The sequence below is a fragment of the Methylobacterium sp. WL69 genome (assembly GCF_008039485.1).
GTDB lineage: Bacteria > Pseudomonadota > Alphaproteobacteria > Rhizobiales > Beijerinckiaceae > Methylobacterium.
This window is the reverse complement of the sequence record NZ_VRUZ01000009.1, coordinates 19,250-36,365: the sequence shown is the minus strand read 5'-3', so window position 1 is coordinate 36,365 and position 17,116 is coordinate 19,250. Positions and strand designations below refer to the sequence as shown.

Below are 17,116 nucleotides of genomic sequence, written 5' to 3'. Positions count from 1 at the left end.
GATTCACCTCAAGCACTGGCCACGAGGGCGAGCCAAGCCTCCTCGCTCACGACTTCGACGCCGTGCTTCTCGGCGTCCTTGAGCTTCGATCCGGCGCCCGGGCCAGCCACAACGAGATCGGTCTTGGCCGAAACCGAACCCGAGACTTTGGCCCCGAGCCGCTCGGCCGTGGCCTTGGCCTCGGAGCGGGTCATGCGCTCCAGGGAACCGGTGAACACCACGGTCTTGCCGGCGAACGCCGTCGCGGCCATGGGCACGGCCAGGGGCTCCGTGGTGACCGCATCGAGAAGTGCCCGCACGGCCGCGTCGTTGTGGGGCTCGTTGAAGAACGCGATCAGCGAATCCGTGGCGACCGGCCCGATCTCGCCGTCGTCGGCGAAGTGACGGTAGGCATCGCCGGGGCGCTGGGACGCGGCCCGCGCGATCCCGGCGGCGGCCGCATCGGCATCACCGTAATGGGCGAGCAGGCTCGCGCGCTGCGGCGCCGACAGGCGTATGCGGCCGGGCGCCTCGGTGGGCTCGGCCGCTGCTTCGCCTTCCTCCGCTTCGGGGATCTCGCGCGGGAAGCCGACCTCCAGCAGGCGATCGCGGGTCGTCGGGCCGATGCGCGAGAGGGACGAAAGTTCGATCCAGTCCGGCCCGGCCTTGGCCCCGGCAGCGGCGGCGACCCCGGCCATGAGGGCGGCCATGTCCGGAAAGCGCTTGGCCAGGGCTTTCGCCGTCGATTCGCCGATATCGGGAATCCCCAGGGCGAACAGGAAACGGTTGAGGGGCAGGCGGCGGCGGTCCTCGACGGCGGAGATCAGGTTGTGGATCGCCTTGTCCTCTTCCTCGCCCTTCTTCTTCGTCGGCTTCTTCGGTGCCGGCACGCCCTCGGCCCGGCGCTCGGCGGACAGGGCCTCGCGGCGGGCGACGATGGCGGATTTCAGCTCGTCGAAATCGAGGCGGAACAGGTCGGCCGGCTGCTTGATCACCCCGGCCTCGAACAGGACCTCGATGTAGGTCTGCCCGAAGCCTTCGAGATCGAAGCCGTTGCGCGAGACGAAGTGCTTCAGGCGCTCGACCCCCTGCGCCGGACAGATCAGCCCGCCGGTGCAACGCCGAACGGCGTCGGGCTTGCCCGTGCGCGGGTTGATCTCGCGCAGCGCCCGGCTGCCGCAGGCGGGGCAATGATTGGGGAAGACGAACGGCTTCGCGTCCATTGGGCGCTTGTCGAGCACCACGTCCATGACCTTCGGGATCACGTCGCCGGCCCGCTGCACCACCACCGTGTCGCCGATGCGGATGTCGCGGCCGTCGCGGATCGGCTCACCGTCGCCGCCGACGCCCTGCACGTAGCCCTCGTTGTGGAGCGTGGCGTTCGAGACCACGACGCCGCCCACCGTCACGGGACGGAGCTTCGCCAGGGGATTGAGCGAGCCCGTGCGGCCGACATTGATCTCGATCCCCTCCACCACCGTCAGGGCCTTCTGGGCGGCGAACTTGTGTGCCAGCGCCCAGCGCGGCGAGCGCGAGACGAAGCCGAGCCGCCGCTGCAGGGCGAGGTCGTCGACCTTGTAGACGACGCCGTCGATGTCGTAGCCGAGATTCGCCCGCTCGGCCTCGATGCGCCGGTAATGCGCGATCATCTCGGCCGCCTCGGTGCAGCGGATGGTGAGTGCGTTGACTGGAAAACCCCAGCGGCGAAACGCCTCCATCATCCCGTGCTGGGTCGCCTCGGGAACATGCGAAAACTCGCCCCAGGCGTAGGCGAAGAACTTAAGTGGCCGCGAACGGGTGATCTCGGGATCGAGCTGGCGCAGCGATCCGGCCGCCGCGTTGCGCGGGTTGGCGAAGAGGGCCTTGCCGGCGGTCTCCTGGCGCGCATTGATGGCTGCGAAATCCGCGTGCGACAGGTAGACCTCGCCGCGCACCTCGCACACCTCGGGCACGTCGTCGCCGGTTAGGGTTTCGGGGATGTCGTCCACCGTGCGAGCGTTGCGGGTGACGTCTTCGCCGGTCTCGCCGTCGCCCCGGGTCGCGGCCGTGACGAGGCGCCCCCCCTCGTAACGCAGGGACAGGGACAGTCCGTCGATCTTCGGCTCGGCGGTGAAGGCCAGCGGCTCCGCCTCCGGCCAGTTCAGGAACCGGCGCACGCGGGCGACGAACTCCTCCACCTCCTCGTCCGCGAAGGCATTGCCCAGGGACAGCATCGGTACGGCGTGCCGGACCTTGACGAATTTTTCGGAGGGTTTGGCGCCGACCGACGCGCTCGCCGCACCCGTACCGGCGAGGTCGGGAAATTGAGCCTCGATATCCTCCAGGCGGCGGCGCAGGGCGTCGTACTCGCCGTCCGAGATCTCGGGCGCGTCCTCCTGATGATAGAGCCGGTCGGCCTCGGCGATCCTTTCGGAGAGCGCCGCGTGTTCGGCCCGGGCACGCTCGGCCGTGAGACTGTCGAGGGAGTCGGTGGACGGCTTCGATGCGGGCATGCGGGCTGCTTTGCGACGGGGACCGGTCTTTCCGTCCGGCATACAGCACGGCGCCGGGCGCCGCATCGTCCCCGGATGCCCCGGTCGGCGAACCGGCTCGTGTGCGACCGCACGTCGCCTGCCGTAACTTCGGCCCGCCTCGCCACGTAGATACGGCAGAGGCGGCGTCGCCCGACCGCCGTATCCGGAAGTATCATGCCAGCCCTGCCCGCCTTCTCCGCGCCCTGGCGCGACCGCGCCGGCCGCCTTTCCGGCCTCAAGCTCAGCGTCTTCCTGTTCGCCCTGGCGCCCGGCCTCTGGCTCGCCGGCGCCTACGCGGGGGACGCGCTGGGTGCCAAGCCGATCACCGCGCTCCTGCACGGCACCGGCGAATGGGCCGTGCGCTTTCTCCTGCTATCGCTCGCCGTGACGCCCCTGAGGCGGATCGCGAACTTCCCGAAGCTCATCCTGGTCCGGCGGATGCTGGGACTGACGGTGCTGGCCTACGCGCTGATCCACCTCGCGCTCTACGTCGTCGATCAGAACTTCGTGCTGGGGAAGGTGGTGTCCGAGATCGTCACCCGGTTCTACCTCACCATCGGATTCGTCGCGCTCCTCGGTCTCGTGGTGCTCGGCGTGACCTCGACGGACGGGATGATCCGGCGCCTCGGCAAGGCCTGGCCGCGCCTGCACAAGGCGGTCTACACCATCGCGGTGCTGGGCCTCGTCCACTACTTCCTCCAGGCCAAGATCGACGTCTCCGACCCGGTGTTCTGGACCGGCGGCTTCCTGCTGCTCATGGGCTGGCGGGCCCTGCAGCGCCTGCGCTGGCCGATCAATCCCCTGACCCTGCTCGGGCTTGCCGTCGCCGTCGCCCTCGTCACCGCCGGTCTCGAGGCGGCGTGGTACGGCTTCGCAAGCGGCATCCCGGCGGAGCGGGTGCTGCAGGCCAACCTTGCCTTTCCCAGCATGATCCGCCCGGCCTGGCGGGTCCTCGCCCTCGGGCTGATCCTGCCGGCGGTGAACGCCGCGCGCCTCGCGTGGGATCGCTCGAACACCCGAACCGATCCGAAGACCCGGCCGGCTCAGCCCAGGTCGAGGCAGGCCATGGCGGCGCGCTGAACCCGGCTTGCGGCGGCGCCCGGCCTCCCGCATGAGATTTTCGGGAGTGGCTCGAGAGGATGCGATGTCGAAGACGATTCTGGCGGCGGGCCTTGCCTGCCTCCTCGCGGGGGGCGCGGTCGGCGCCGAGTGCCCCCGCGCCGAACCGCCGCCGGCGAGCGCCCGGCCGGCCAAGCCCGCCTTCCCCGAGAAACCGCCCTGCCTCGAGGCCAAGGGCGGCTGCCCCGGCTGGGAGGCCTACAGCTACAACGACGCCATCAAGGCCTACAACGCCCAGATCGCGGTCTATCGCCCTCTTGCGGAGGCCTACGTGAAGGGTTTGAACGCCTACGTGAAGGCGGCTTCGGACTACGCGCAGTGCGAGGTGAAGGCACTCCAGTAGGAGACCGCCCGTCGCTTGACCCCCGGCGGGGGCGATGCCACAGCCCGGCGCATCCTCATCCCCAGCCAGACTGGACGGTTAGATGCCCGAATCCCTCGACCTCCTCGTCCTCGGCAACGCCATCGTCGACCTCATCGCCCGTGCCGACGAGGACTTCCTCGCCGCGCAGGGCGTGCCGAAGGGGGCGATGCAGCTCATCGACGAGGCTCGGGCCGAGACCCTGTACGATGCCATGGGACCGGCCACCATCGTGTCGGGTGGCTCGGGGGCCAACACCGCCGTCGGGGCCGCGTTGCTCGGGACGAAAACCGGCTTCATCGGCAAGGTCCGCGACGATGAACTCGGCGGTCTCTACGCCCACGATCTCAAGGCCACGGGCGTACGCTTCACCGTCCCGGCCGCCACCGATGGCCCGGCGACGGCGCGCTGCTTCATCCTGGTGACGCCCGACGGCGAGCGCACCATGAACACGTATCTGGGCGCCTGCCAGAGCCTGTCCCCGGCCGATGTCGACGAGGCCACCGTGCGAAGCGCCCGCGTGACCTACCTCGAAGGTTACCTGTGGGACCCGCCGGCCGCCAAAGACGCCTTCCGCAAGGCCGTGCAGATCGCCCACGCCGCCGGCAACGCCGTGGCGCTCACCCTGTCGGACGCGTTCTGCGTCGGCCGTTATCGCGACGAATTCCTGGGGCTCATCCGCGACGGCAGCATCGACATCCTGTTCGCCAACATCGGCGAGCTGCAGAGCCTCTACGAGACCGACGATGCCGAGGTCGCCCTCAAGGCCCTGCGGGACGAGCGCGACGCGCGCGGCAAGCACCTCCTCGGCCTCGTCACCCGCTCGGCCGACGGAGCCATGGTGGTCAAGGGCGGCGAGATCCGCAGCGTCGAGGCGTCCCCGGTGCACGAGCTCGTGGACACCACGGGTGCCGGCGACCTGTTCGCGGCGGGCTTCCTCGCCGGCCATGCGCGCGGCCTCGACAACGCGGCGAGCGCCCGCCTCGGCGCCCTGGCGGCAGCGGAGGTGATCCAGCACATCGGCGCCCGGCCCCAGCACGACCTCGTGGCCCTGGCGAGGGCTCAGGGCCTGCTCTGAACACGAACCTCGCGGGGAAGGCGCTCACAGCCGTAGGAGCACTTTCCCCACAGCCTCGCGCCGCTTGAGGATGCCCAGCGCCTCGGCGTATTCGGCGAGGGGATAGACCCCGTGAACCTTGGCGGTAAGACGTCCTTCCGCGACCCAGGCCAGGAGCTGTCGCTGGTTCCCCGCGTGCACCTCGGGCTCACGCTCGACGAAGACGCCCCAATGCACCCCCTGGATGTCGATGCCCTTCAGGAGGGCGAGGTTCAGCGGGATGCGGGGGATGTCTCCGGCGGCAAATCCGATGACGAGGTAGCGGCCCTTCCAGCCGAGCGACCGCAGGGCCGGCTCGGCGTAGTCGCCGCCGATGGGATCGTAGATCACGTCGACGCCCCGTCCCTCGGTCAGGGTCCGCAGGGCCTCGCGCAGGTTGTCGGCCCCATAATCGACGCCCTGCGTCGCCCCGTGCGCGCGGGCGACGGCGAGCTTGTCGGGCGAGGACGCGCAGGCGATGACGTGCGCACCCATGATGGCGCCGAGCTCCACCGCCGCGAGGCCTACGCCGCCCGAGGCGCCCAGCACCGCCAGGGTCTCGCCGGGCTGGAGCTTGGCCCGGTCGCGCAGGGCGTGGAGCGACGTGCCGTAGGTGATGGTGAGGCCGGCGGCCTGCTCGTCGGAGACGCCATCGGGGATGGGTGTGAGATGATGGGTCGCGACGGCGATCCGCTCCCGGACCGTGCCGAACTTCTGATGAACGATGACCCGTTCGCCCACGGAAAAGCCCGCCGTGTCCGGCCCGAGTGCCTCGACCACGCCACTGGCCTCACCGCCGGGTGAGAACGGCAGATCCGGCTTCACCTGATAGCGGCCGGCAATGATGAGGGTATCGAAGAAGTTGAGGGCCGCCAGGGTGATGCGCACCACGGCCTCACCGGGTCCCGGCACCGGGTCGGCGATCTCCGCCAGGGACAGGTCATCGGGCTCGCCGAGGCGGGTGCACAGCAGGGCCTTCATCCAATAGCTCCATCCCGGTTTTGAAGCGGCCATGCACCGGGCGCGCTGACCGGCGCAACACCTAAAGTCGATTCAGGTCCGGGCGTAGGTCCCCGTCAGGCTGCCCTTGGCCAGCACGTGGCCGTGCATGGCCTCGATCACGGCACTCCGGCCCGGCGAGGCGTCGAGGGCGAGCGCGGTATCGAGGGCGTAGATCTGGAACAGGTAGTCGTGCGGCCCATGGCCCGTGGGCGGGTCGGGCGGCAACCACTGATCCTGCAGGAAGCTGTTCTTGCCGAGATCCTGGGATTGGTGCGCCCCCCCGGGGCTCGGCAAGGCCCCTTCGGCCAGGGAGCCGGCCTCCGGCATCAGGTTCCATGCGATGAGGTGGACCAGGGGACGCGGCGTCGGGCTGCCCGCATCCTCGACGAGGAGCACGACCCGCGCCGTGCCGAGGGGCAGGCTGTCCCAGGTAAGCGGCGGCGAGGTCCTCTCGCCGTCCTGCGTGAAGCGGGCCGGAATCGCCGCGCCGTCGGCGAAGGCCGGGCTCGTCAGCCGCACGGTGGCGGGCGTCTCGGCGAATTCGGCGTGATAGGTGGTGGCCTGAAGGCCGGCCTTGAGGCCGGACAGGGCCTCGCCGACGGCGTGGGGGATCTTCTCGAGCATGGCGGCCTCCGGTTGCGCCCGGTCAACGGCGGGACACCGCCGGGAGTTCAGGCGCGGCGTGCCGCGATCATGTAGTTCACCGCCGTGTCGCGGCTCGGCCGCCACGAGCCGTCCAGCGGATTGAACACCACGCCGGTGGTATCGGTGACCGAGAGGCCGCCGGCCTCGACGGCGCCAATGAGTTCCCGGGGCTTCACGAACTTGTCCCAGTCGTGGGTGCCCCTGGGGAGCCAGCCGAGGACGTATTCGGCGCCGACGATGGCCAGCGCGTAGGAGCGCAGGGTCCGGTTGATCGTGGCCGAGAACAGGAGCCCATCGGGCTTCACCGCCGCGCAGGCGGTGGCGACGAAGGCCGGCATGTCGACCACGTGCTCCACCACCTCCATGGCGAGCACGATGTCGAAGCGCTCGCCCGCCGCCACCACGCCCTCGATGGTGCGTACCCGGTAGTCGACGCTCACGCCTGCGGCGTCCGCGTGCGCCTGCGCGACCTCGACGTTGGTGGGGGCCGGATCGAGGCCCGTCACGCGAGCACCGAGGCGCGCCAGGGGCTCGGACAGGACGCCGCCGCCGCAGCCGACATCGACGATCGTGAGGCCCTCCAACGGGAGCGACGCCTTCGGGTCCCGTTTGAAATGCCGGCAGGCGGCGTCGCGGATATAGGCCAGCCGCACGGGGTTGAAGCGGTGCAGCACCCGCATGGGGCCGGCGGGGTCCCACCACGTCGCCGCGATGGCCTCGAAGCGGGCGACCTCGTCACGGTCGATGGAGGAAGAGGTGGGTCCGGTCATCGGGTCCGTCTGAATGGGCGGGAACGGCGTGGGAAGAACAGTACTGGGATGGGTCGCGGCCCCATGGCCCCGATTGTTGACACGCTCGGGTTGCCCTTGTACCCGCCGAAGCCCTGTCGGGTACAGCTGCGGAGCGACGCGGGCGATCATCGGCCCGCCCGAACCACGGTCCCTTTCCCCGAGAATCAGCGCGGACGCTGCATGCCCCGTTTGGTGATGAAATTCGGCGGCACGTCCGTCGCAAATGTCGAGCGCATCCGCAACGTGGCGGCCCACGTCGCCCGTGAGGTTGCCGCCGGCTACGACGTCGCCGTGGTGGTCTCGGCCATGTCGGGCAAGACCAACGAGCTCGTCGCCTGGGTCAAGGATGCGAATCCGATCTACGACGAAGCCGAGTACGATGCCGTCGTGGCTTCGGGCGAACTCGTCACCGCCGGCCTGCTGGCCATCGCCCTGCGCAAGGCCGGTCTCAACGCCCGGTCCTGGCAGGGCTGGCAGATCCCGATCCTCACCTCCGACGCTCACGGCTCGGCCCGCATCGAGGGGATCGACGGCGCACGCCTCGATGCCGGGTTCAAGCGCGGCGAGGTCGCGGTTATCGCCGGCTTCCAGGGCATGCACGAGGCGACGGGCCGGGTAACCACCCTCGGCCGGGGCGGCTCCGACACCAGCGCGGTGGCGATCGCGGCCGCCATCGGCGCGGAGCGCTGCGACATCTACACGGACGTCGACGGCGTCTACACCACCGACCCGCGCGTGGTTCAGAAGGCCAGGCGGATGGAGCGGGTGACTTTCGAGGAGATGCTGGAGATGGCGTCCCTGGGCGCCAAGGTGCTCCAGGTCCGCTCCGTCGAACTCGCCATGGTGCACCGGGTGCCGACGACCGTGCGTTCGAGCTTCGACCCGCCGGACAACGCCCGCCCCGGAACCCTCATCTGCGACGAGGACGAGACCATGGAACAGCAGATCATCACCGGGATCGCCTTCTCGAAGGACGAGGCGCAGATCACCCTGCGTCAGGTCAAGGACAGCCCCGGCATCGCGGCCGCGATCTTCGGCCCGCTGGCGGACGCCAACATCAACGTCGACATGATCATCCAGACCGTGTCGGGCGACCAGTCGACCACGGACATGACTTTCACGGTCCCCTCCGCCGATTACGACCGCGCGCGAAAAATCCTTGATGCGCAGAGCGGTGTCATCGAGTTCGCCCAGATCGAGGGAGCCACGGACGTGGTGAAAGTCTCGGCCATCGGCGTCGGCATGCGGAGCCATGCGGGCGTCGCCGCGAAGGCGTTCCGGGCGCTGGCCGAGAAGGGCATCAACATTCGTGCGATCACCACGTCGGAGATCAAGTTCTCCGTGTTGATCGACTCCGCCTATACGGAGCTTGCCGTGCGCACGCTCCACTCGCTATACGGCCTCGACCAAGCCTGAACAGGTGCGATCGTCACGCGCACGAATCTTGCGCGTGACGCCGCTGTAGCCGAAGCCGGATCGAGGAGACCATGCCCGCTGCGCCCGGAGGCCCGCGCCTGCTGCTGCGCCGCCTCCGCGAAGCGATGGCGGAGCCGGTCAGCCCACAGGCACGCCTCGACCGGATCGTCACACTGATCGCCGCCAACGTCATTGCGGAGGTCTGCTCGGTCTATGTCCTGAGCGACGACAGCACCCTCGAGCTGTTCGCGACCGAGGGCCTCAACCGCGAGGCGGTCCATCTGACGCGCATGCGCTCGGACGAAGGCCTCGTCGGCCTCATCGCCAAGACCGCGGAGCCCCTGTCGCTCTCCGACGCCCAGTCGCACCCGTCGTTCTCCTATCGCCCGGAGACGGGAGAGGAAGCCTACCACGCCTTCCTCGGCGTGCCGCTGCTGCGCGCTGGCAACACCCTCGGCGTGCTCGTCGTGCAGAACAAGACCTACCGGGTCTATTCCGAGGAAGAGATCGAGGCACTCCAGACCACCGCCATGGTGCTCGCCGAGATGATCGCCTCGGGCGAACTCCAGGCGCTCGCGCCCGGTACCGGACCCGTGGCACGCCGCGCCGTGAGTCAGCGCGGCGTGGCGCTGGCCGACGGCATCGGCCTCGGGCACGTGGTGCTGCACGAGCCGCGCATCGTGGTGAAGCAACTCATCGCTGAGAATGTCGATCGCGAGGTCGAGCGCCTCGAACTCGCCATCGGCGAAGTCCGCTCGGCCATCGACGACCTCGTGGAGCGCGGCGACAGCATCGGCACCGGCGAATCGCGCGAGGTCCTCGAGACCGTGCGGATGTTCGCCCACGACAAGGGCTGGCTGCGGCGGATGCGCGAGGCCGTGCAGTCCGGCCTGACGGCCGAGGCCGCCGTCGAGCGCGTCCAGTCGGACAACCGCGCGCGGATGATGCGTCAGAGCGACCCCTACCTGCGCGACCGCCTGCACGACCTCGACGACCTCGCGAACCGCCTGTTGCGCACCCTCATCGGCCACGAGGGCAACGGCGACCGGGTGCTGCCCGAGAACGCCATCCTCGTCGCGCGCTCCATGGGGCCGGCGGCCCTCCTCGACTACGACCGCACGGCTTTGCGCGGCGTCGTGCTGGAGGAAGGCGGCCCGACGAGCCACATTGCCATCGTGGCCCGCGCCCTCGGCATCCCGGCGGTCGGTGAAATCACCAACGCCACGGCTTTGTGCGACGCTGGCGACGCGATCATCGTCGACGGCGCCACGGGCGAGATCCAGGTCCGTCCCGGACCCGAGATCGAGGCGGCCTACGGCGAGATGGTGCGCGTGCGCGCCAAGCGGCAGGAGCAGTACCGCGCCCTGCGCGACCTGCCCGCGGTGACACGCGACGGGGTCGCCATCGGCCTCCAGCTCAATGCCGGTCTCCTGATCGACCTCACCCACCTGGCGGAGACGGGCGCCGACGGCATCGGCCTGTTCCGCACCGAGCTCCAGTTCATGGTCGCCCAGCGCATGCCCTCGGCGGCCGAGCAGCAGACGCTGTACGAAGCGGTCTTCGCGGCCACGGGCGACCTGCCGGTGACGGTGCGCACCCTCGATATCGGCGGCGACAAGATTCTGCCCTACATGCCGGCCCTCGAGGAGGAGAACCCGGCGCTCGGCTGGCGTGCGATCCGCATCGGCCTCGATCGGCCGGCCCTCCTGCGGGTGCAGTTGCGTGCGCTGCTCCGCGCGGCGGCCGGACGCCCCCTCAAGATCATGTTCCCCATGGTGGCGACGGTGGACGAGTTCACCCGCGCCAAGGCCATCGTCGAGCGCGAGAAGGCGCATCTGCGCCGCCATGGCCACCCGCTGCCGAGCGATTGCCGTCTCGGCGTGATGGTCGAGGTGCCCTCGCTTCTGTTCCAGATCGATGAGATCGCGCGCGCCGCCGACTTCCTGTCGGTGGGCTCGAACGACCTCATGCAGTTCCTGTTCGCCGTCGACCGCGAGAATCGCCGGGTTGCAAACCGCTTCGACACCCTGAGCGTCCCGGCGCTTCGCGCCTTCCGGCTCATCGCCGAACGCGCGGCCGCCGCCGGATGCCCGGCCACGGTCTGCGGAGAGATCGGCGGCAAGCCCCTGGAAGCCATGGCCCTCATCGGTCTGGGCTTCCGGCACCTGTCGATGTCGCCGGCCGCCATCGGTCCGGTGAAGGCGATGGTGCTGGGCCTCGACGCCTCGGCGATCGCGGCTCTCATCGACGCCGAGATGGCGCGCGCGGGCGACGGTGAAACCCTGCGGCCCGCGCTCACCGCCTTCGCCAAGGCGCACGGCGTACCTATCTAGCGGGCCGAAACACTGGCCTGCCTGGCGGGCTCGCCCGCTTGCAGCAGCGGCGACGCCGCCAAACCCGAATCACTGGTGAGAGTACCCCACGGGCGATGACCCCTATTCCCTCCGACCGTCTCGACGCCATCCTGACGCGCCACGACATCGTCACCGCGACCCTGAGCGCGGGCTCGGCCGATTCCGAGACCTTCGTCCAACTGTCCCGCGAATTGTCCGAGCTCGAGGGCGTGGTCGCGGCGATTCATGCCTACCGGGCGGCGGCGTCCAATCTCGCCGACATCCAGGCGCTCATGGACGAACCGGGCAGCGATTCCGAGATGCGGGGGCTCGCCGCCGACGAGAAGCCGGAGGCCGAGGCCGGGCTTGAGGCGGCGCACCGCGCCCTGCAGCTCATCCTGCTGCCGAAGGATTCGGCCGACGAGAAATCCGCCATTCTAGAAATCCGCGCCGGCACCGGCGGCGACGAAGCGGCCCTGTTCGCCGGCGACCTGTTCCGCATGTACGGCCGCTACGCCGACGCCAAGGGCTGGAAGGTCGAGGTGATCTCCGAGAGCGAGGGCACCGTGGGCGGCTACCGCGAGGTCATCGCCGAGGTGAAGGGCAAGGGCGTGTTCGCCCGCCTGAAGTTCGAGAGCGGTGCCCACCGGGTCCAGCGCGTGCCGGACACGGAGACGCAGGGGCGCATCCACACCTCCGCCGCCACCGTGGCGGTGCTGCCGGAGGCGGAAGAGGTCGATATCGTCATCAACGATGCCGACCTGAAGATCGACACCATGCGGTCGCAGGGGGCGGGCGGTCAGCACGTCAACAAGACGGAATCGGCCATCCGCATCACCCACATGCCCTCCGGCATCGTGATCTTCGTCCAGGAGGAGCGGTCGCAGCACAAGAACCGGGCGCGGGCGATGCAGCTGCTGCGCTCGAAGCTCTACGACGCCGAGCGCACGGCCAAGGACGCCGTGCGCGCCGCCGACCGCAAGTCGCAGGTCGGCTCCGGCGACCGCTCGGAGCGCATCCGCACCTATAATTTCCCGCAGGCGCGGGTAACCGATCACCGCATAAACCTGACCCTGTACAAGCTCGAAGAGGTGCTGGCGGGCGTGGCCCTCGACGAGCTGATCGATGCCCTCGTGACCGAACATCAGGCCGAACTCCTGGCGGCCGAGGGGATGGCCTGACACGGCGCCCCGCCCCGATGACCTTCGTCGCAGGGACGACCCGCGCGGATGCCCTCCGAAACGTCACCCGGTGTCTCGCCGATGCGGGCATCGGCGACAACGACGCACGCTTCCTCGTCCTCGACGTCCTCGGCCTCACCGGGACGGAACTGATCCTCCGCGGAACCGAGCCCATCGGCGCAGTCGGTGCCGCGTCCCTGTCCCGGGCCTTGGCGCGTCGCCTCGCAGGGGAGCCCGTGGCGCGGATCGTCGGCAGCTGGGAGTTCTGGGGTCTGACCTTCGGTCTCGCCCCGGACACCCTGGTGCCGCGCGCCGATACCGAGACCGTGGTGGAAGCGGCCTTGAAGCGCCATTCCGACCGGGCGCGGCCCCTGCGTATCCTCGACCTTGGTACCGGCTCGGGCTGCATCCTCGTGGCACTGCTCACCGAACGGCCCGGCGCCTTCGGTGTCGGCCTCGACCGTTCAGTCGAAGCCCTGATCCAGGCGCGCGCGAATGCCAGCGCGAACGGGGTCGGCGACCGGGCAGCGTTCGTCAACGCCGATTGGTGCGCTGGACTCGCCGGCGGGTTCGATCTCATCGTCTCCAACCCGCCCTACATCCCCGCCGCCGCCATCGCGACGCTCGCCGACGAGGTGCGCCTGCACGACCCGAGTGCGGCCCTGGACGGCGGCCTGGACGGTCTCGATGCCTACCGGCGCATCCTGGCCGAGATCGCGGCGGGGCCCGTGGGCCTCGCGACGGGTGGAAGCCTCCTGTTCGAGGTCGGACACGATCAGGCGGACGCGGTCCTCGCCATCGGCCGAAATCTCGGCTTCGCAGAGGCACGCGTCACGCACGACCTCTCCGGCCATGCCCGCGTGGTCGGCTTCAACGAATCCTGAATCGGTTCCCTGAAGAAAGCGCAGCGAACAACCGGCGGTAGCGCGAAAAAACACTTGTTGCCGCATCGGCAACCGGATACGCTCCTTGGCAGATCGAAAATGACCTGTTGAGACGGGTCGTGGCAGAGATGGTGCCGGCTTCTTGTCCGCGACGTTTCTCGGCGATCTCCCCACGATCAGGCTAGCGCGCAACGAGACGACGCGCAGGAGCTTGGTCACTTCGAGCCTGAAAACCGAAGAGCGCCTGAACGCGAGCGCGAGCCTCGGTGGACCGGGACAGACGGCAAGCACGGCGAGTCCCGATCGCTGACCTGACAAACCGGATCCCGCGGCAGCCATCACCGGGTCACCATGGCTCGGCCCGACCTTGGCTCAAAACCGCCGGGTCCCGGACCGCCTCACCAGACGCTCCCGTATCAACGAGGGTCAATCGAGACCGATGAGACCAAACCAGAACAGACGGGTGCGCGGTCGCAACCGCCCCAAGGGTCCTAATCCGCTGACCCGCTCCTACGAATCGAACGGTCCCGACGTCAAGATTCGCGGCACGGCCCAGCATATCGCCGACAAGTACGCTCAGCTGGCGCGCGACGCCCAGGCAAGCGGCGATCCCGTGGCGGCGGAGAATTATTTCCAGCACGGCGAGCATTACTTCCGCATCATCTCCGGTGCGCAGGAGCAGAACCGGCTTCAGGCCGGCGGCTACGCCCGTAACGGTTTCGATGACGACGGCGACGAGGATGGCGGCGACGATCAGGGCGCACCCCTCGGCTATGCCGCCCAATCCTACAACGACGATTACGGCGATCCGGGCCAGCAGCCCCAGCCCGCCTATCAGCCTCCGGCCTACGAGGGGCGGCAGGATGGTCAGCGCCACGAGAACGCCCGTCAGGATGGCGGGCCGGACAACCGGCAGAATCGCAACGACCGCAATGACCGTCGCGACCGCTTCAACAACCGCAGCGAGCGGCCGCAGCGCTTCGACAATCAGCGCCAGGATGGCCAGCGCCAGGATTACAATCGTCAAGATTCGTCGCGGCAAGATTCTGCTCGGCAAGATCCTGTTCGGCAAGATCCTTCGCGACAGGACAATCAGCGGCCGGACTACAGCCGTCAGGACCAGCCGCGACAGGATCGGGATCGCCCGGAACAGGCCCGGCAGGATCAGGCTCGTCAGGATCAGCCGCGGCAGGAGTACGGACGGCGCAACAACGGACAGCGCTTCGAGAACAATCGCGGGGGGGACGTGCCCCAGGACATCGGTCGCGACGAGTCTCCGCGACACGAGCCCATCCGGCAGGATACCCATCGGCAGGACGTTCAACGCCAAGATCCCGTTCGGCAAGAGCCCGTTCGCCAGGAGCCGGTTCGGCAGGAAGCACCGCGGCAGGACTTCCAGCCTTCGGAAGCCCGTCGCCCGGTGGACGCCCCGCCCCGGCGGAGCCGGCGTCGCGAGGAAAGCGAGCGCGCGCCGGTCGAGGATGTCGCCGGCCTGCCGGCTTTCCTGATGACGCCGCCCCGGCCCGCTCCGGTCGAGCGGCCGGTCCAGGCTCCGGCGACCGACGCAACCGCGCCACAGGTCCCGGTCCAGGCCGGGACGGACGACGCCTCGGCCGCGCCGAAGCCTCGCCGCCGCCGCCGCGCCCGCTTCGAGGGAACGGACGGCGCGGAACCCGGCCTCGCGGGCGCCGACGACTCGTCGTCCGGAACCGAATAGGTTTCGTTCCTCTGGAAAGCCGCCCCCTCCGGGGCGGCTTTTCGCGTTCAGGGACCGCTGCCGGCGCGGGACACGGCGGCATACCAATCGGCGTAGCCGTGAACACGGTGGACGAGGCGGCGATGGCGCGCGCTCTCACCGAACGGCGCGAGGTCCCAGGTCCAGATCCGGTCCGGGACCGGCAGGAGCACACCATGGAGAAGGTCGAGGCGATCGGCGACGCGACCGTCGCGGTCCTCCTCGATCTGTTCGACATCCGTGACGAGGCAGACCCGGGCGGAGAGACGGGTCAGTTCGTCGAGATGCCTCCGGACGATGTCCCGTCCAAGGCCCGGCTCCGTCGCCCCGGCTTCGTCGACGGGCAGGATCGGCAGTTGTGACAGCAGGTTGGCCGAGATCACGAGATCGACCTCAGGCCCGGCGGCGTGGACGAGGACGGCGCCCGGCCCCGTGAGGTCGGCCGTCACCAGGGTGACATTGGGTTTGGTCCGGACCATCCACCGGGTCGGCCAGGGATGGACGGCGTCGACGAGACGCACGTCTACGAAGCATGCGGCCAGGCAATCGAGGGGCACGTCGTCGAGGAGGCCCGAGCCGAGGACGACGACGGTGCGCCGCCGCGCCAGCCCCTCGCAAGCCTGCGTGATCACGGCGCGGGCCTGTGCGAGGTGTGGAGTCCAGGCCGCCCGGCACCGGCGCGAGCGGGAGAGGAGCAGCACGCTCTCGCGCAGGTAGCCGCGCCGCCGATGTGACCACGGCACCGGTGTCGTGAGGAAGTGGAACAGGTCGAGCAGCACGTCACCCTCCGGAGTCGGGAGGGGTGAGGCCGGCACGCCGGAGGGTCAAGCGACCCTGGTGTCGCCCTGAGCCGCGTTGAAGCGGACGGAGCGGCGCGCCGTGGCGACCGAAAGGGCTTGGAAGGCCTCGAAGGCGCCGCGCATCTCCTCGGGCGGCAAGCGCCGGCCGGGCCGCGACTGGATCAGGTGCTTGAGGGTGCCCCAGCCGAAATCGACGCTGCGCACGAGAAAGAGCAGGGGGTCGGTGTCGCTGCGCCGGTAGGCCTGCAGTACCACGGCGGGCGGCACCTGGGCGATGCGGGCAATAACGAGGAGCGCGTCGTCCACCCGCCCCTGCGCGATGAAGGCGACGACGGCTTTCTCGTCGAGATCGACGTCGACCGTCGCCCCCGGCTTCGCCGTGGCATTCCCGACCCGATGGGATTCCGGCACGGCACGGCGCAGGTCGAGGATCGCACGGAGCACTGCGTCCTTCCGGGCGATCGCCAGCATCGCGGCGAACCCGGTCTCCGACAGGTGCGCGCTCTCGTTTCCGGCAATACGGCGTAGGGCGGCGGCGGTGGCACGTGTCACCAAAATTTCGGTGATCCGCTGGCTCAGGGTCCGCCGGCGTGCGACCGCGTCGAGATGCAGGGGGCCGGCCTCGCCGGCGATCCGCACCAGATCGTCCTCGGCCAAACGTTCGGACCGTGTGAGCACAGGACCGGCCACGGCAATCGCCGGATCGAAGGCGAGATCGCGGACCACCCGTCGCGGGGCATTGGCGATCTCGGAGATTTCTTCGGCGAGGACGGCTCGGGCCGCGACCTCGACGTTCTGAGCCAGATGGAGGAGGATCGCGTCGAAGGGCTCGACCTCGGTCTCGCCCAAACGCACGGCATGGTCCAGGAACAGGGCCGTGATCCGGCGCAGCATCGCCGCCCGCTGATCGGGTGTTCCGATGGACACGGCGTGCTCGACATCGAGGATGAGCGTCTGGATCATGGTCCGGGAATATGCCGCGTCAGCCACATCCCTACAGACAGAGGTTTAAAAACCTCCACCTGGAACCCGGAGACAAGCGGTACAGTTGCCTCTGCGCCCTTCCATGAGCCGCATCACGTCACGGAGACATCGTGTCGAATCTCGTTCGCATCCTGCTTGCCATCTTCCTGCCCCCCCTCGCCGTCCTGATGACGGCCGGCATCGGATTGCAGTTCCTGCTCAACATCCTGTTGACCGTCCTCGGCATCGTCCCGGGCATGATCCACGCCCTCTGGATCGTCATTCGCGACCGCTGACG

Annotated in this window: 15 protein-coding genes; 9 read left to right on the top strand and 6 right to left on the bottom strand. The window is 69.4% G+C overall.

Translation table 11 applies throughout. The features are described 5' to 3' along the window. Window positions 1-8: 8 nt before the first annotated feature. Window positions 9-2,471, bottom strand: a complete 2,463-nt coding sequence (ligA, locus tag FV218_RS04725; protein WP_147708891.1) for an NAD-dependent DNA ligase LigA — start codon at window positions 2,469-2,471, stop codon at window positions 9-11. Between the two features lie 195 nt (window positions 2,472-2,666). Here ligA and FV218_RS04720 point away from each other — a divergent pair, with 195 nt between their 5' ends. The 3 genes from FV218_RS04720 (at window position 2,667) to FV218_RS04710 (ending at window position 5,050) form a co-directional block, all read left to right on the top strand. Next, on the top strand, window positions 2,667-3,572 hold the full coding sequence (locus FV218_RS04720) for a protein-methionine-sulfoxide reductase heme-binding subunit MsrQ (RefSeq protein WP_147708890.1): 906 nt from the start codon (window positions 2,667-2,669) through the stop codon (window positions 3,570-3,572). Window positions 3,573-3,636: 64 nt separating this feature from the next. Further along, the gene (locus FV218_RS04715; RefSeq protein ID WP_147708889.1) at window positions 3,637-3,954 is read left to right on the top strand and encodes a hypothetical protein; all 318 of its coding nucleotides are present in this window, start codon (window positions 3,637-3,639) and stop codon (window positions 3,952-3,954) included. 82 nt (window positions 3,955-4,036) lie between these two features. Continuing rightward, on the top strand, window positions 4,037-5,050 hold the full coding sequence (locus tag FV218_RS04710; protein ID WP_147708888.1) for an adenosine kinase: 1,014 nt from the start codon (window positions 4,037-4,039) through the stop codon (window positions 5,048-5,050). A gap of 24 nt (window positions 5,051-5,074) precedes the next feature. On the opposite strand, the gene FV218_RS04705 is transcribed toward FV218_RS04710, so the two are convergent. The 3 genes from FV218_RS04705 to ubiG form a co-directional block, all read right to left on the bottom strand. Beyond that, a complete protein-coding gene (locus tag FV218_RS04705) occupies window positions 5,075-6,049 on the bottom strand; it encodes an NADPH:quinone oxidoreductase family protein (protein ID WP_147708887.1) in 975 nt (324 codons plus the stop codon). Between the two features lie 72 nt (window positions 6,050-6,121). Continuing rightward, window positions 6,122-6,694, bottom strand: a complete 573-nt coding sequence (locus tag FV218_RS04700; RefSeq protein ID WP_056086367.1) for a YbhB/YbcL family Raf kinase inhibitor-like protein — start codon at window positions 6,692-6,694, stop codon at window positions 6,122-6,124. Between the two features lie 47 nt (window positions 6,695-6,741). Next, complete coding sequence (gene ubiG / locus FV218_RS04695; protein ID WP_147708886.1) at window positions 6,742-7,485, bottom strand: bifunctional 2-polyprenyl-6-hydroxyphenol methylase/3-demethylubiquinol 3-O-methyltransferase UbiG; 744 nt, start codon at window positions 7,483-7,485, stop codon at window positions 6,742-6,744. Window positions 7,486-7,686: 201 nt separating this feature from the next. Here ubiG and FV218_RS04690 point away from each other — a divergent pair, with 201 nt between their 5' ends. The 5 genes from FV218_RS04690 (at window position 7,687) to FV218_RS04670 (ending at window position 15,037) form a co-directional block, all read left to right on the top strand. Continuing rightward, window positions 7,687-8,922, top strand: a complete 1,236-nt coding sequence (locus FV218_RS04690; RefSeq protein ID WP_147708885.1) for an aspartate kinase — start codon at window positions 7,687-7,689, stop codon at window positions 8,920-8,922. A 71-nt stretch (window positions 8,923-8,993) separates the two neighbouring features. Next, entirely contained in the window at window positions 8,994-11,255 is a 2,262-nt protein-coding gene (gene ptsP / locus FV218_RS04685) for a phosphoenolpyruvate--protein phosphotransferase (protein WP_056086375.1), read from the top strand. A 95-nt stretch (window positions 11,256-11,350) separates the two neighbouring features. Continuing rightward, on the top strand, window positions 11,351-12,436 hold the full coding sequence (gene prfA / locus FV218_RS04680) for a peptide chain release factor 1 (RefSeq protein WP_147708884.1): 1,086 nt from the start codon (window positions 11,351-11,353) through the stop codon (window positions 12,434-12,436). Between the two features lie 17 nt (window positions 12,437-12,453). Then, window positions 12,454-13,320 carry a peptide chain release factor N(5)-glutamine methyltransferase gene (gene prmC / locus FV218_RS04675; protein WP_147708883.1) on the top strand — a complete coding sequence of 289 codons (867 nt, stop codon included), beginning with the start codon at window positions 12,454-12,456 and terminating at the stop codon, window positions 13,318-13,320. 463 nt (window positions 13,321-13,783) lie between these two features. Beyond that, the gene (locus FV218_RS04670; protein ID WP_147708913.1) at window positions 13,784-15,037 is read left to right on the top strand and encodes a DUF4167 domain-containing protein; all 1,254 of its coding nucleotides are present in this window, start codon (window positions 13,784-13,786) and stop codon (window positions 15,035-15,037) included. A gap of 47 nt (window positions 15,038-15,084) precedes the next feature. Here FV218_RS04670 and FV218_RS04665 read toward each other — a convergent pair whose 3' ends face one another. Beyond that, window positions 15,085-15,834, bottom strand: coding sequence for a hypothetical protein (locus FV218_RS04665; RefSeq protein ID WP_147708882.1), 750 nt, complete (start codon window positions 15,832-15,834; stop codon window positions 15,085-15,087). A gap of 45 nt (window positions 15,835-15,879) precedes the next feature. Continuing rightward, window positions 15,880-16,818 carry a DUF2336 domain-containing protein gene (locus tag FV218_RS04660; RefSeq protein WP_147708881.1) on the bottom strand — a complete coding sequence of 313 codons (939 nt, stop codon included), beginning with the start codon at window positions 16,816-16,818 and terminating at the stop codon, window positions 15,880-15,882. A 131-nt stretch (window positions 16,819-16,949) separates the two neighbouring features. On the opposite strand from FV218_RS04660, the gene FV218_RS04655 reads away from it, so the two are divergent. Then, entirely contained in the window at window positions 16,950-17,114 is a 165-nt protein-coding gene (locus tag FV218_RS04655; protein ID WP_147708880.1) for a YqaE/Pmp3 family membrane protein, read from the top strand. Window positions 17,115-17,116 lie beyond the last annotated feature (2 nt).